This is a genomic window from Corynebacterium sp. ACRQP, from assembly GCF_022345915.1.
Classification (GTDB): domain Bacteria; phylum Actinomycetota; class Actinomycetes; order Mycobacteriales; family Mycobacteriaceae; genus Corynebacterium; species Corynebacterium lehmanniae.
The window spans coordinates 31,148-43,180 of the sequence record NZ_JAKRMZ010000015.1 but is presented as its reverse complement, the minus strand read 5'-3'; the positions used below and the strand labels follow the sequence as shown (position 1 = coordinate 43,180).

Below are 12,033 nucleotides of genomic sequence, written 5' to 3'. Positions count from 1 at the left end.
CCGGGGAGACGGCGCAGGTGAACGAGTAGAGGAGCACGGCTATGACCACGGCTTTGGGTAACACCGCGCAGCGAAACGCACAACGGACCACGTCCCGCAAGTGCGACGCATCCGGACATCTCGTTTTTGACCGAGGGGATTGGGTCACCCACGCGCAGTGCCGCGGCAAGGATCCGGACGCCCTGTTCGTCCGGGGTGCGGAGCAGCGCAAGGCCGCCGCGATCTGCCGCGCGTGCCCGGTGCTCACCGAGTGCCGCGCCGACGCACTGGACAACAAGGTCGAGTTCGGCGTCTGGGGCGGGCTCACGGAGCGTCAGCGCCGCGCGGTGCTGCGCAAGAACCCGCACGTGACGGACTGGGCGGAGTACCTCTCTGCCGGCGGCGAAGTTGTCGGCCTGTAGGTAGTCTTGGGCGCCATGACGAAATGGGAGTACGCAACGGTTCCGTTGCTCACGCACGCCACCAAGCAGATTCTGGACACCTGGGGCGAGGACGGCTGGGAGCTCGTCTCCGTTGTACCGGGCCCGACCCAGGACAACGTTGTCGCTTACATGAAGCGGGAGGTCGAATAGATGTGGACTGATCGTCTCAAGGAGCTCGGTATCGAGCTGCCCGCCGTCGCTGCACCCGTTGCTGCCTACGTGCCCGCCGTCGAGGCCGGAAACCAGGTGTGGACGTCCGGCCAGCTGCCGTTTATCGACGGCAAACTGCCCGCCACCGGCAAAGTCGGCGCGGAGGTTACCGAGGAGGCCGCTTACGGCTACGCTCGCCAGGCCGCGCTCAACGCGATCGCCGCGGTGGATGACTTGGTCGGCATCGACAACGTCGCCCGCGTGCTCAAGATCGTCGGCTTCGTCGCCTCCGACCCGGCGTTTACCGGCCAGCCCGCCGTGATCAACGGCGCCTCCGAGCTCATGCAGGAGGTCTTCGGCGAGGCCGGCGCGCACGCCCGCTCTGCAGTGGGCGTGGCGTCGCTGCCGATGGACACGCCGGTCGAGGTCGAACTCGTCGTCGAGCTGAAGAGCTAGAACTCCAATACACGGCTGTTAAGCGGGTACGCTGGGGCATATGCAACATCCCGCTTACAGCCAACTGCGCCCTGTGACCGCCAACGCCGCGGTGGTCCTGGCGCCGAACCCCAGCTACGCGGCGCTCGAGGGGACCAACTCCTGGGTGATCAGGGGTGAGGGGGATCAGCGGAGCATTGTCGTTGATCCGGGCCCGGAGGATGAGGGCCACCTCAACGTCCTCCGCTCCAAGGCGGGGGAGGTGGCGCTCATTTTGCTCACGCACCGCCACCACGACCACGCTGACGGCGCGGAGCGTTTCCGCCAGCTCACCGGTGCTCCTGTTCGCTCGCTGGATCCGCAGTACAGCTCGGGGGCGGACCCGCTTGTCGACGGCGAAGTGGTCGCCGTCGACGGCATCACCCCACGCCTGAAGGTCGTGGCCACCCCCGGCCACACCAGCGATTCCGTGTGCTTCTTTGTCTACCCGGGCGACCCGGAGACCACCGAGCTGGAGGGCATCATCACCGGCGACACCATTGCCGGCCGACACACCACCATGATCTCCGAGACCGACGGTGACCTGGGCAAGTACCTGGATTCCCTGGAGCTTCTGGAGGAGCAGGGCAAGGACATCCCGCTGCTGCCGGGCCACGGCCCAGAGGGCGCGGACCTGTCGGCCTATGCCCGCAAGTACATCGACCGCCGCAACCAGCGCCTGGAGCAGATCCGCGAGGCGCTGAAGACTCACGGCGAGAACGCCGACATCAACACCCTGGTCGACGCGATCTACGACGATGTGGACCCGGTGCTGCGCGGCGCCGCCGAGCAGTCCACCCGCGTGGCCCTGCGCTACCTGAAGGCCGCGCCCTAGGGGTTTTGTACGAATCGACAAAACGCCAACGCTCCGGCTTCTCCCACCTGGGGAAATGCCGGAGCGTTGTCGATTTGTGCAAACGGGGGCGCGCTAGCGGGCGCGGCGGGCGAGGTGCTCGGTGTCGACGATGAGCACGCTCTTGCCCTCGAGGCGGATCCAGCCGCGGTGGGCGAAGGTGGCCAGCGCCTTGTTCACCGTCTCGCGGGAGGCGCCGACGAGCTGGGCGATCTCTTCCTGCGTCAGGTCGTGGTTGACGCGCAGGGCGCCGCCTTCGTGGGTGCCGAAGCGGTTGGCCAGCTGCAGCAGCGTCTTGGCCACGCGGCCGGGCACGTCGGTGAAGATGAGGTCCGCAAGCGACGCGTTTGTGCGGCGCAGGCGGCGGGCCAGTACGCGGAGGAGCTGCTGGGAGATCTCCGGGTGGGTGTCGATCCAGGTGCGCAGCATGGTGGAGTCCATGGTGGCGCAGGTGACTTCGGTGACGCACACTGCGGAGGAGGTGCGTGGACCCGGGTCGAAGATAGACAGCTCGCCGAACATGTCCGACGGGCCCATCACGGACAGCAGGTTCTCGCGGCCGTCCGGGGCGTGGCGGGCGAGCTTAATTTTGCCGTCGACGATGATGTAGAGGCGGTCGCCGGGTTCGCCTTCGTCGAAGATGGTGGTGCCTTTGGGGAAGGTCACCGTGTCCATCTCGTTGATTAGCGCGGCTACTGCTTCCGGGTCCACGCCCTGGAAAATGCCGGCGCGGGCGAGTGTGTCCTGTACGCCTTCCATGAATCCTCCTCGGTTGGGACGGCCAGGGGGCAGTGGTTGCAGTCACTTTCGCGTAACTTTTTGGCAGCCGTCACAGTGCGTTTTGCACTTTACCACCCATGCGCGGTCTTGGTCAGGTGGTTGGCCAAGTTGGTGTTAATCCACCACGCGCGCCTCGAGCCGCTCCATCGCCAGCGGGAACGCTCCGAGCACTACCGGGATCAGCAGCACGAGAATCACATTCATAGGTGTCATTTTACGCCACGCATAACTAGCATGTCGGTCATGTCCTCCACCACGCCGAAAAAACACCGCCGCCCCGGATCCCATCCGGCGGCGAAGGGGGCGGAGACGGACATCGGCCGCACGAGGAGGGCCCGCCGGATCAACCGCACGCTGGCGGAGACGTTCCCGGACGCGCACGCTGAGCTGGACTTTTCCAACCCGCTGGAGCTGCTAGTGGCGACGGTGCTTTCGGCGCAGACCACGGACGTGCGCGTCAACATGGTCACCCCGGCGTTGTTTGCCAAGTACCCCACCGCCCACGCGTACGCGGAAGCCGATCAAACCGAGGTGGAGGAGCTTATCCGTTCCACCGGTTTCTACCGCTCGAAGGCGAAAAACCTCATCGGTTTAGGCCAGAAGCTGGTGGCGGATTTCGGCGGGGAAGTGCCCACCAAACTCGAGGATCTGGTGACGCTTCCGGGCGTGGGCCGCAAGACGGCGCACGTGGTGCGCGGCAACGCGTTCGGCATGCCGGGGCTGACGGTGGACACGCACTTTCAGCGGCTGGTCAAGCGCCTCATGCTCACCGAGGAAACGGATCCGGTGAAGATCGAGCACGCCATCGCCGGGCTCATCGAGCGCCGCGAGTGGACCATGTTCTCCCACCGCATCATCTTCCACGGCCGCCGTATCTGCCACGCCCGCAAACCGGCGTGCGGCGTGTGCCCGATCGCGTTCGACTGCCCGAGCTTCGGCGCCGGCCCCACCGATCCGGAGGCGGCCTCGGACCTGGTCACGGGCCCGGAGCGCGACCACATCCTGGGGCTTGCATGAAGCGCGCGATCTGGGTGAGTGTTGCGGTCATCGTCGCGGTGACCCTGCTCGTGGTGGCGGGCGCGCGCAGTTTGCTTGTCGACGATCAACCAACGGGGGACCCTGTGGCCGTCGAGAAGCAGGTGCCTCAACGGCCGGACTGCCCGGCTGGGCTGGACCTGCCGTGCCTGGGCGGGGACGTGGCCGGCGAGGCCAAGGAGATCACCGTGGTCAACGTGTGGGCCTGGTGGTGCCAGCCGTGCCGCGCGGAGCTGCCGGCAGTGGAGGAGTTCGCGCGCACGCACCCGGAATACACGGTGGTGGGCGTGCACGCGGACCAAAACGCGGGCAATGGCGCGGCACTGCTGGAGGATATCGGGGTGGGCCTGCCCAGCTACCAGGACGACTCGGGCGCCTTCGCCGCCGAGCAGGGGCTGCCGCCGGTGGTGCCGGTGACGGTGGTGCTGCGCGGCGGCGATCAGGTGGCGGTGTTTGCCAGGGAATTCACCTCGGCTGAAGAGCTCGCCGCAGCTGTCGAGGGGGCGTTGTAGATGGATGCCCCGCTGCGCCCGGACCGTGCGCCGCTGTGGCTCAAACCCCTGCTAGAGGCCATCGCGGATGGCGGGGCAGAGATCCCACGCAGGCTCCTGTCGCCCCGCGTGCTGCAACAAGACGGCGCGGATCAAGCCGCGGTGCTAATCCTGTTCGCCGGCGACCCGCGCGCCACCGAGCTGCCAGAAGACGCACGGGTGCTGATTACCCACCGCACCCCGCGCATGCGCAGCCACTCCGGGCAGATGGCCTTTCCCGGCGGCCACATTGACCCCGATGACGGCGGCCCGGTGAACGCCGCGCTGCGCGAGGCGTGGGAGGAAACCGGCCTGGACCCGGACCGGGTGATCCCGCTGGCCATGCTGGCCGCGGCGACCACCGGCGGAAGCAACCGGCGCGTGCGCCCCGTGGTGGCGTTCACCCCGGAGCCGGGGGAGGTCTACCCGGCCAGCAAGGAGGAGACGGACGCGGTGTTTTTCGTGCCGGTGCGCGAGCTGGTGGATCCGCGAAACCGGGCGATGCTGGGCATCAAGGAATGGTCGGGGCCGGCGTTTTGGGCAGGCGAGTTTCTGGTGTGGGGCTTTACCGGGGTGCTGCTCGCCGTGGTGCTGAAGCTGGGCGGCTGGGTGCGGCCCTGGGACGAAAAGCCCGGCGACTTGCGGGCTGCGCTGGCGCGTTCTGCCAACCGTGAGCGGTAACATCACCGGAATGCACCTGGTTATCGACGTCCTGCTCGCGCTCGCCGTCGTCGCCGCCTTCATTAGCGGCTGGCGCCAGGGGGCGCTCTCGGCGGTGCTGTCCGCCGTCGGCGTGGTGGCGGGCCTGGTCATCGGGCTTGCGTTGGCGCCGTTCGCGCTGGACCTGGCGGAATCGCAGACGGTGCGCATCGTGCTGCTCATCGCCCTGGTCGTGCTGTTTGTGGGGCTGGGCAACCTGGTCGGCGTCACCGTCGGCGGGAACCTGCGCGGGCGCGTGCGCTCCCGGGGCCGCCGCGTGCTGGATTCCGTGCTCGGCGCGACGTTCCAGTCGGTGGCGGTGGCCGCGGTGCTGTGGTTCATCTCCATCCCGCTGGCGGCCTCGGTGCCGGGCGAGATCGGCGACGGCATCCGCTCCTCCCGCGTCTTCGGCGCCATCGACGCCGCCGCCCCCGAGGCGGCCTCCAAACTGCCGGTGAGGTTCGCCGCGCTTCTCGACGAATCCGGGCTGCCGCCGTTGGTTTCCCCCTTCTCGCCGGGCGGGGCGCAGGTAGCGGCGCCGGATGGGTCGGCGGTGGAGCCGGAGGTCGTAGAGAAGCTGCGCCCCAGCGTGGTGCACGTGATGGGCGACGCGGAAACCTGCCGGCGGCGCCTCATGGGCACCGGCTTTGTCATCGAGGACGGCTACGTGCTCACCAACGCGCACGTGGTGGCCGGCACCGAGCGGGTGGCCCTGGACACCGTGGTGGGGGTCAAACCCGCGCAGGTGGTGCTGTTCGACCCGGACACCGACATCGCGGTGCTGCGCGCCGATGAACTGGGGCTGCCGGAGCTGCGCTGGGCCGAAGACGAGCTGGCGGTCAGCGACAGCGCCGTGGTGATGGGCTACCCCAAGTCCGGCCCGTTCGAGGCGGCGCCGGTGCGCATCCGCGGCAAGCTGGAAATCGCGGGCCCGGACATCTACACCACCGGGCGCGTGGAGCGCGAGGCGTACACCATCCGCGGCAACATCCGCCAGGGCAACTCCGGCGGGCCGCTGCTCACCCCGGGAGGCGAAGTCGCGGGAATGATCTTCGGGGCGTCCCTGGACACCTCAGAAACGGGATACGCGCTGACTGCACACCAGGTGCAGCAGCGCGTAGGGGATGTGCGGAGCTTAACGCGCCCCGCGGATACGCAAGCGTGCGTTAGCGGTTAACGGCGGTGGAGCCGGTGCGCGGCAGCGAGGAGCCCGTGCCGGAGGAGGTGTAGAGGCCAGCCTCGTCCTTGGCCAGGTTCTTCTGCGCCTGGCCCGGCTTGAGGTTCTTCAGCTCGTTGACGGACTCGATGGTCTTCTCCGGCGCCTTGATCTTCTTGATCTTCTTGAAGCCGATGAAGGCGAGCAGGCCAGCCAGCGCCAGCATGACCAGGAAGACAATCAGGAACGCCCAGCCGCGGTGCATCCAGGACGCGAGCATCTCCGCGATGGCGAAGAAGAGGAAGAAGGAGGAGTACAGCGCGATCACGCCGGCCACGGCGAACAGGCCGCCGCCCATGGCGCCCTTCTTCACCTCGCCGACGACCTCGGCCTTGGCCAGCTCGATCTCGCCGCGGACCAGGGTGGAGACCTGCTGGGACGCGTTGGAGATCAGGGTGCCGATGGAGTCGTTGCCCGGCTGGGTGGCGTAGGTGTCGCGCAGCGGGATGGAGTCCACCTTGGCGTTCACGGCGGTGGAGCCGCTGGTGTAGAGGCCTTCGTTGCTCACTTGTAGTTCACCTTCCTGGGTGGCTTTTATACGGCACCCGGGAAGGTGCCTGGAAATTCTTCACACGATGTTAGCGATGTATGGAGGTATTTGCCCGAATCGGGGTAGAAAAGTCACGCGGTTTTACGCCGAGCGCTTGTCGTCCTTGCCGCCGCCCATGGCGCGGGCGATGAGGACACCGGCGACTGCCAGGGCGGTCACGCCAGCGATCACGCCCGCGCCGATGCCCACTTCGCGCGCGTTAGGCATCTGGAACAGCGGCTCCGGGTTTTTGAAGGTGCGGGCCTGCCAGCCGTTGGCCAGCGCGTGCTTCTTCAGCGCCCGGTCCGGGTTCACGGCCACCGGGTTGCCCACCAGCTCCAGCATGGGGATGTCGGTGGCCGAGTCGGAGTAGGCGTAGCTGTGGTCCAGGTCGAAGTCGTGCTCGGCGGCGAACTGTCGCACCGCCTCGGCCTTCGCGTCGCCTTTGAGGTAGCGGGTGATTTCGCCGGTGAGCTTGCCGTTTTCCACGGCCATCTCGGTGGCGACTACGGTGTCCACCCCGAGTTCCTCGGCGATCGGCTCCACCAGGATTTTCGCGGAGGCGGAGATGATGATGACGTGGTGGCCGGCGGCGACGTGGTCGTCGATAAGCTCGCGCGCCTCGGCGTAAATGGCGGGGGCGACCACCTCGCGCAGGGTGTCGCGGGTGATGCGCTGGATGTCCTCCACATCCCAGCCGGCGACCATCTGCGCCAGCGCGTCTCGGGTGGAGTCCATCTTCTCGCTGGACTGCCCAACCAGCATGTACTGGGCTTTGGTGAGGTAGAGCTCCCAGGCTTCCTGGCGGGTGATCATCCCGTTGTTTAGGAATTCTTTGCCGAAGGCGAACGCGGACGACGTCGCAATGATCGTCTTGTCCAGGTCGAAGAAGGCCGCCACCGGCTTGCTAGCAGACATACTCCTGCAGTGTAGACCCCAATCCCTACGGCTGCGTAGCTAATACCTGAGAAACCAATGTGACGTGTGGTGCGACTTATCCACAGGGAAATTGTTGAAGCGTCCGCAAGTGGGGCGGGTTATCCACAGAAAAAATTTTGCCCATTGTTTCTGGGTTGTCGCAGTTGCACGCTACCGCCATGACACACACGAACACAGGCCCCATCGTCGTCGCGGTCGCGGACCCGGCGCTGCACTCCGAAGCCATCCACATCGCCGCCGCCACAGGCCGCAAGGTCGTCGACGCCGCCGACGACACCCAGCTCGCCCGCCACGTACCCAAGGCGCATGCCTTGCTTATCGACGACCTCCGGGCCCCCTCGCTCAGCACCCAACCACGGGGACCGAACGTGTTCACCGTGGTAGCGGACACCGCCCCGGCCGCGACGCGCGAGGACGTCTTCGCCCTGCCCGCGCAGGCCGCGGACGTGCTGCGCAGCATCGGCGCGCTCGCGCTGGCCCCGGACGTGGCAGCGGCGAGCGGGAAGGTCGTCGCCGTGCTCGGCGCGTGCGGCGGGGCGGGCGCGTCGGTGCTTTCCGCAGCGCTGTGCCGGGCGGCGGGTAACGCCACGCTGGTGGACGCCCACCAGCTCTCCGGCGGCCTGGACCTGCTGCTGGGCCTGGAGGCCACGCCCGGCGCGCGCTGGGGCGAAATCGACTTCGCCGCCGGCGGGGCGGTCTCGCGCGCGGAGTTGCGCGGCGCGCTGCCCACCGGCGAGGACGGCACCGCGCTGCTGACGTTCCCGCGCACATCCGTGGCGGACCCGTTCCGGCTGACGTTGGAGGAGCTCAACGCGGTGGTGCACGCCGCCGGCACGGAGGGGCTGACGGTGGTGGACGCCCCGCTTGCGCTGCTGCCGGACCGGTGCGACCTCGCCGTGGTGGTGCTGCGTCCGGAGCTTCGCGCCGCCGCTGCCGCCGCCCGGATCGTCGCCGAGTGCAACGCCGCCGGGGTGGCCAGCGCGCTGGTGCTGCGGCAAAGCGAGTGGGCGTCGCTGGAGCCCGCGCAGGTGGAGGACACCGCGAAAGCGCCCGTGATCGTGCAGGTGCAGCAGGTCCGGGGGCTGACCAAGCAGCTGGACCAGGCCGGCCTGCCGGCGAAGCTGCCGCGCACACTGAACCGCGCCGCCGAGGCTGTGCTGGGGGAGGTGGCCTAAATGGACGACGTGCTCGCCCGCGTGAAGCGCCGCCTGGCCGACGAGCCAGCCCAGCCCGACCCGGCGCGCGTCGCCGCGATCATCCGCGAGGAAGCGGTGGTGATCAGCGACATCGGGGTGCTAGACATCATGCGCAAGCTTCGCGACGACACCACGGGCGCCGGGCCGTTGGAGGCAATCCTGGCGGACCCGGCCGTGACCGACATCTGCGTCAACGCCCCGGACGAGGTGTACGTGGACACCGGCCAGGGGTTGGAGCGCTCGGAGCTGACGTTCGATTCGGAAGCTTCCGTGAGGCGGCTCGCCACCCGCCTGGCCGTCAGCTGCGGGCGCAGGTTGGACGACGCGCAGCCGTTCTGCGACGGACACGTCACCCGCGACGACGGCACCCTACTGCGCTTCCACGCCGTACTCGCCCCGACCGCCCAGGCAGGCACCTGCATCTCCCTGCGCGTGCTGCGCACCGCCTCGGCCACGCTCGACGATCTTGTGGCGCGCGGCGCGCTTGACGAGGAGAGGGCGGCGCTGGTGCGGGGGATCGTCGCCAAGCGAAAGGCGTTTGTGGTCGTCGGAGGCACCGGCTCCGGCAAGACCACGTTGCTGTCCGCGCTGCTCGCGGAGGTGGACCCGGCCGAGCGCATCGTGGCCATCGAGGACACCCTCGAGCTGACCCCGGACCACCCGCACGTGGTGAACCTGACCAGCCGCGGCGCCAACGCCGAGGGTGCCGGCGCGATCACCATCGCGGACCTGGTGCGCCAATCGCTGCGCATGCGCCCGGACCGCATCGTCGTCGGCGAGATCCGCGGCGGGGAAGTGGTCGACCTGCTCGCCGCGCTCAACACCGGCCACGACGGCGGCGCCGGCACCCTGCACGCCAACTCCATCGAGGAGGTGCCCGCCCGCTTCGAGGCGCTCGCCGCACTCGGCGGGATGGACCGCGCCGGGCTGCACGCCCAGCTCGCCGCTGCCATCGACGTGGTGCTGGTGGTCAAACGACGCACCGACGGCACCCGCTACCTGCAGCAGATCGGCGTGCTCGAGGGCGAGCCGGTGCGCGCGAGAGTGGTCTGGGACGCCGAGCGCGGCGAGCTGGACGGCTACGAGGAGCTCGCCCGATGATCACCGTGATTCTGCTCGCCTGCGCTGTCGCCGTCGCCGCGCCGTCGCCCGCGTACCGGGTGGTCGAGCGCACCCTAAGCCCCGCGCCCAGGCTTATCCCGGCCACCGTGGCGGTTGCGGGCATCGGCGCGGTGGTGTTCGGCCGCGTCAGCCTCGTGGTCGCCGCGGCCATGGCCGGCGCGACGCTGGTGCACGTGCTGCGCGCCCGCCGCGACGACAGGGCCGCCCGGCGGCGCAGCGCGGCGGCCGCGACGTACCTCGGGGCAGTGTCCACCAACCTGCAGGCAGGCGCCGCCATGCCGGACGCGCTGGCGCGTGCCGCCGAGCAGGCGCCAGCCCCGCTGCACACGGAAGCCGCCCGCCTGACGCAGCTCGCCCGCTCCGGCGCGCCGCTGGAGACACACGTGCCGGAGCTTGAACGCCTCGGCACGCTCTGGGCGCTGTCGGCCTCGCGCGGGGTGCCGCTGGCGAAGCTGGTCGCCGCACTCCGCGACGACATCGACCACACCAACCGACACCGCGACGCCACCCGCGCCGCCTTGGCCGGCCCGCAAACCACCGCCGCAGTCCTCGCGCTGCTGCCGGTAGCGGGTGTGCTCATGGGCACCGCGATGGGCGCGAACCCGCTGGCGTTTCTCACCGGCGGCGGGCTCGGCGGGGCGCTTTTGGTGGTGGGCACCGCGTTGGTGTGTGCGGGTGTCGCGGTCTCGCGCCGCATCATCGAGGGGGCCAGCGCATGATCGGCCTTGTTCCAGCACTCCTCGTCGCCGCGGCGCTGTTTGTCGCTCCGGCTGGCCCGGGCGGCCGCGTCACCGCAGCCACCCCGAAGGCGCCCCGCGACGGCCCCGAGAAGGCCGACCCGGAGCGCTGCGCCAGCGACATCGAACTGTTCGCTGCATGCGTCTCAGCGGGCCTGCCCGCCGCCACCGCGGCGGCTGCGGTCGCCGACACCCACGGGACACGCAGCCCGTGGCACACCGTGGCCTCGCTGACGGCGCTGGGGGTCGAACCCCAGCGCGCCTGGGCCGAGATCCGCCACCTGCCGGGCGGCGAGGATCTCGCCGGGCTTGTTGCCCTATCCGCCACCTCCGGAACCTCGCTGGCCGCGGGCTGCGGGCGCATCGCCGCCCAGCTGCGCGCGGGCGCGGGGGACCGGGCCAAAGCCAAAGCGGAACGCGCGGGCGTGCTCATCGCCATCCCGCTCACCGCGTTTTTCCTGCCGGCGTTTTTCGTCCTCGGGCTCGCGCCCGCGGTGATCAGCCTCGGCACCTCACTGATCAACTAGAAGGAGTTTTTCCCATGCGCTACCTCAATTCCGCACTCACTGCTACCTACCTGTACGCTGCCTCCAGGGCCCAGAAAATGCGCTCTGACCAGGGGATGTCCACCATCGAATACGCCTTTGGAAGTCTGGCGGCCGCGGCGCTTGCCGGTGTGCTCTACCTCGTGGTCAACGGCGACGCCGTCACCAACGCCATCGAAAGCGTCATCACCGACGCGCTGAGCAACACGCCGGGCTGATGAGCACCATCGAAACCGCGCTGTCGCTGTCGGCCCTCGTGGTGGTCACAGCCGCGATCGTGGGCGGGATCGCCACCGTCGCCGCCTACATCACGGCCGTGGACATCGCGGGTGCCGCCGCCCGCGCCCACGCGTTGGGGGTGGAGTACGCCGCGCCCCGCGGCGAGGTCTCCGTCACCGAAAACGCGGGCCTGGCCACCGCGGCCGCCTCGGTCCCGGCGCCGATCGGCACCATGCGCGCAACAGCCGTGTTCCCCGTGGAGTTCTGATGCGTCTGCTTTCCGACGAAGGCTCCGCCACCATCACCGCCACCGGCATCATCACGTCAGTAGTTTCGCTGGCACTGGCGGTGGTGGCGCTCGGGGTGCACACCTCCGACACGCACCGGGCCCGGGTCGCCGCGGACCTAGCCGCCGTGGCCGGCGCGACCGCGATGTACCAGGGCGCCGACGCCTGTGCCACAGCGGACCGCACCGCGGAGCTCAACGGCGCGCGCGTGGTCTCCTGCGAGATCACAGCGGGCGACGTCGTGGTGGCAGCCACCCGCCGCCGGGCGGAGGCCGCCGCCCGCGCCGGGCCCTAAGCGCT

Annotated in this window: 18 protein-coding genes; 15 read left to right on the top strand and 3 right to left on the bottom strand. The window is 69.3% G+C overall.

Annotated features, from left to right (window positions below; genetic code table 11):
* The first annotated feature begins 41 nt into the window (after positions 1-41).
* The 4 genes from MHY23_RS07325 to MHY23_RS07310 are packed head-to-tail and all read left to right on the top strand — an operon-like array spanning position 42 to position 1,881.
* Positions 42-401 carry a WhiB family transcriptional regulator gene (locus tag MHY23_RS07325; RefSeq protein WP_239307013.1) on the top strand — a complete coding sequence of 120 codons (360 nt, stop codon included), beginning with the start codon at positions 42-44 and terminating at the stop codon, positions 399-401.
* Positions 402-416: 15 nt separating this feature from the next.
* Entirely contained in the window at positions 417-572 is a 156-nt protein-coding gene (locus MHY23_RS07320; protein ID WP_076590059.1) for a DUF4177 domain-containing protein, read from the top strand.
* Entirely contained in the window at positions 573-1,028 is a 456-nt protein-coding gene (locus MHY23_RS07315) for a RidA family protein (protein WP_181890115.1), read from the top strand. It begins immediately after the preceding gene.
* A gap of 40 nt (positions 1,029-1,068) precedes the next feature.
* Positions 1,069-1,881, top strand: a complete 813-nt coding sequence (locus MHY23_RS07310) for an MBL fold metallo-hydrolase (protein ID WP_181890114.1) — start codon at positions 1,069-1,071, stop codon at positions 1,879-1,881.
* 93 nt (positions 1,882-1,974) lie between these two features.
* Here MHY23_RS07310 and glxR read toward each other — a convergent pair whose 3' ends face one another.
* On the bottom strand, positions 1,975-2,658 hold the full coding sequence (gene glxR / locus MHY23_RS07305) for a CRP-like cAMP-activated global transcriptional regulator GlxR (protein ID WP_034996942.1): 684 nt from the start codon (positions 2,656-2,658) through the stop codon (positions 1,975-1,977).
* 264 nt (positions 2,659-2,922) lie between these two features.
* Here glxR and nth point away from each other — a divergent pair, with 264 nt between their 5' ends.
* From nth to MHY23_RS07285, 4 genes are read left to right on the top strand one after another with little or no spacing between them, the layout of a single operon-like run.
* On the top strand, positions 2,923-3,696 hold the full coding sequence (nth, locus tag MHY23_RS07300; protein WP_181890111.1) for an endonuclease III: 774 nt from the start codon (positions 2,923-2,925) through the stop codon (positions 3,694-3,696).
* Positions 3,693-4,226, top strand: a complete 534-nt coding sequence (locus MHY23_RS07295) for a TlpA disulfide reductase family protein (RefSeq protein ID WP_239307012.1) — start codon at positions 3,693-3,695, stop codon at positions 4,224-4,226. The genes nth and MHY23_RS07295 overlap by 4 nt, the downstream gene beginning before the upstream one ends.
* Positions 4,227-4,925, top strand: a complete 699-nt coding sequence (locus MHY23_RS07290; protein ID WP_239307011.1) for a CoA pyrophosphatase — start codon at positions 4,227-4,229, stop codon at positions 4,923-4,925.
* 10 nt (positions 4,926-4,935) lie between these two features.
* Entirely contained in the window at positions 4,936-6,120 is a 1,185-nt protein-coding gene (locus MHY23_RS07285) for a MarP family serine protease (protein WP_181890108.1), read from the top strand.
* On the opposite strand, the gene MHY23_RS07280 is transcribed toward MHY23_RS07285, so the two are convergent.
* Together MHY23_RS07280 and MHY23_RS07275 are read right to left on the bottom strand one after the other, a co-directional pair.
* Positions 6,110-6,667: a phage holin family protein gene (locus MHY23_RS07280; protein WP_239307010.1), complete on the bottom strand. Its 558-nt coding sequence runs from the start codon at positions 6,665-6,667 to the stop codon at positions 6,110-6,112. The genes MHY23_RS07285 and MHY23_RS07280 overlap by 11 nt on opposite strands.
* Before the next feature lie 123 nt (positions 6,668-6,790).
* Positions 6,791-7,606: an HAD family phosphatase gene (locus tag MHY23_RS07275; RefSeq protein WP_239307009.1), complete on the bottom strand. Its 816-nt coding sequence runs from the start codon at positions 7,604-7,606 to the stop codon at positions 6,791-6,793.
* 179 nt (positions 7,607-7,785) lie between these two features.
* Between MHY23_RS07275 and ssd the strand changes: the two genes are divergently transcribed.
* The 7 genes from ssd (at position 7,786) to MHY23_RS07240 (ending at position 12,028) form a co-directional block, all read left to right on the top strand.
* Positions 7,786-8,802: a septum site-determining protein Ssd gene (gene ssd / locus MHY23_RS07270; RefSeq protein ID WP_239307008.1), complete on the top strand. Its 1,017-nt coding sequence runs from the start codon at positions 7,786-7,788 to the stop codon at positions 8,800-8,802.
* Positions 8,803-9,924, top strand: a complete 1,122-nt coding sequence (locus MHY23_RS07265; RefSeq protein WP_239307007.1) for a TadA family conjugal transfer-associated ATPase — start codon at positions 8,803-8,805, stop codon at positions 9,922-9,924.
* Positions 9,921-10,664 carry a type II secretion system F family protein gene (locus MHY23_RS07260; protein WP_239307006.1) on the top strand — a complete coding sequence of 248 codons (744 nt, stop codon included), beginning with the start codon at positions 9,921-9,923 and terminating at the stop codon, positions 10,662-10,664. The genes MHY23_RS07265 and MHY23_RS07260 overlap by 4 nt, the downstream gene beginning before the upstream one ends.
* Positions 10,661-11,209: a type II secretion system F family protein gene (locus MHY23_RS07255; RefSeq protein WP_239307005.1), complete on the top strand. Its 549-nt coding sequence runs from the start codon at positions 10,661-10,663 to the stop codon at positions 11,207-11,209. The genes MHY23_RS07260 and MHY23_RS07255 overlap by 4 nt, the downstream gene beginning before the upstream one ends.
* Before the next feature lie 77 nt (positions 11,210-11,286).
* Complete coding sequence (locus tag MHY23_RS07250; RefSeq protein WP_228496346.1) at positions 11,287-11,445, top strand: DUF4244 domain-containing protein; 159 nt, start codon at positions 11,287-11,289, stop codon at positions 11,443-11,445.
* Positions 11,445-11,714 (top strand): hypothetical protein, encoded by a 270-nt coding sequence (locus tag MHY23_RS07245; protein ID WP_239307004.1) that lies wholly within the window; start codon positions 11,445-11,447, stop codon positions 11,712-11,714. Before MHY23_RS07250 ends, MHY23_RS07245 begins: the two co-directional genes overlap by 1 nt.
* A complete protein-coding gene (locus MHY23_RS07240) occupies positions 11,714-12,028 on the top strand; it encodes an Rv3654c family TadE-like protein (RefSeq protein ID WP_239307003.1) in 315 nt (104 codons plus the stop codon). Before MHY23_RS07245 ends, MHY23_RS07240 begins: the two co-directional genes overlap by 1 nt.
* The last annotated feature ends 5 nt before the right edge of the window (positions 12,029-12,033 follow it).